Source organism: Shewanella hafniensis (assembly GCF_019655335.1).
Lineage (GTDB): Bacteria > Pseudomonadota > Gammaproteobacteria > Enterobacterales > Shewanellaceae > Shewanella > Shewanella hafniensis.
In genome coordinates, this window is sequence record NZ_BPFD01000222.1 from 1 (window position 1) to 484 (window position 484).

At 47.1% G+C, this 484-nt stretch carries 1 protein-coding gene; it reads left to right on the forward strand.

Translation table 11 applies throughout. The features are described 5' to 3' along the window. On the forward strand, positions 1-468 hold a 468-nt coding region (locus K5Q99_RS23160; protein ID WP_220733782.1), incomplete at its 5' end, for a S1 RNA-binding domain-containing protein. Between the last annotated feature and the right edge of the window lie 16 nt (positions 469-484).

Below are 484 nucleotides of genomic sequence, written 5' to 3' on the forward strand. Positions count from 1 at the left end.
TTAGTGGGTAACAGCGAGCTGCTTAAACAGATTGATGCTAGCCGTTTTATTACCCCTGAATTTGGGTTACCCACGTTAAACGATATCTTGAGCGAACTGGAAAAACCGGGCCGCGACCCCCGTGGTGAGTTTAAAACTGCGGTGTTTAAAGAGGGGGTTGAGCAGGTAAAAGATCTTAAACCAGATATGATCTTAGAAGGTGTGGTGACCAATGTGACCAATTTCGGCGCCTTTGTTGATGTGGGTGTGCATCAAGATGGCCTAGTGCATATTTCATCGTTAACCGACAAGTTTGTCAGCGACCCCCATACAGTGGTGAAGGCTGGCGATGTGGTTAAAGTGAAAGTGATGGACGTGGATGTGGAGCGTAAACGGATCAGCTTGAGCATGCGACTCGATGAAAAAACTGCCGACAAAGCGCCGAGCCCACGAGACGGACTCCTATCTCGTATGCCGTCTTCTGCTTGAAAAAAAAAAAAAAAAA